Below are 1,228 nucleotides of genomic sequence, written 5' to 3' on the forward strand. Positions count from 1 at the left end.
GCCGTTACCAGCTGTCCTATTTCATCACGTGATGTCGTTTTCAGTGGCTCCTCGGACAAATCACCATTAGCAATTTGCTTCATTCGGTTCATGACCATGTTAATCGGTTTTGTAATTCTCCGGGTAATCATAAATGAAATAACCACCGCCAGAACGATAAGAACGCCCTCTGTAATAACAATTGGAATAAGAATACCTTGTGCCTGCTGATCAATTTCACCCTGGTTGACTGTACCAGCTATCGTCCACCCTGTCGTCGAATTTTGGGCAAAAGCCATGAGTCTATCTTCACCATCGAACTGATAGCTGAAAGTACCTTGTTCACCTGCATTTTCAATTTCCTGATAGTATCCTTCCTCCGATACATCCTGGCCAATATAACTTTCATCGGGGTGAGCCAAATAATTTCCTGATTGATCGAATAGAACAGCATAACCTGAATCACCAATTTCTACCTCATTGATCATGGTGAGCAGGGTATTAACGGACACATCAGCACTCACAACACCTATTAATTCATCATGATTGTCATAATACGCTTGTGCGGCACTGACAATTGTTTCACCGGTCGCCTCATCAGTATATGGCTCTGTCCAAATGGTGGATCCTTCTGCTTCCATAGCCTCCTGATACCATGACCGCTCTTTCGGATTGAAATCATCACCCAGATCAGCATCGGGATAAATAATAACTTCTCCTGTTTCGTCAATCCCCGTATAAATATTTAATATGGCTTCATTTGCATCGCCTGTCTCTTTAAAAGATTGAAATAATGCATCCCTTTCATCGGGACTATAATGAAGCAACAATTCATTAGATGTTAATCGGTTGAGTGTACTATCGGTATGATTAAAAAATAATTCAAACGAATCATTCATACCAGCCATTTGACTTTCCACATTATTTGTCAGTTCCTCAGTAGTCGTATTGACACTGTATTCATAACTGACAAATCCAATGACACTTCCAGTAAAGACAATTAAAATCAGAAATGGAATCAATATCTTTCTTTGGAGCCTTCTGCCAAAAAACAAACTCTTCTTACGCCCTTTATTTTTCGTCGTCATTGTAATCTCCCTTCATTTAAAACGTTATGACTGCCCGTATAAACTGTAAAATTACAAAACCCTCCGTAAAGCTTCCTTAATCCGTTCAGCATCAAATGGCTTGACAATAAAATCTGATGCCCCCGCCTTGATGGCATCCAGCACCATATCCTGCTGTCCCA

General features: G+C 40.5%; 1 protein-coding gene. It reads right to left on the reverse strand.

Annotation, left to right across the window (positions count from 1 at the left end):
- Nucleotides 1-1,067, reverse strand: a 1,067-nt coding sequence (locus BM195_RS17990; protein ID WP_139224025.1) for a cache domain-containing protein, incomplete at its 3' end; no start/stop codon positions are given.
- Nucleotides 1,068-1,228 lie beyond the last annotated feature (161 nt).

The organism is Lentibacillus halodurans, from assembly GCF_900112045.1.
Lineage (GTDB): Bacteria > Bacillota > Bacilli > Bacillales > Amphibacillaceae > Lentibacillus > Lentibacillus halodurans.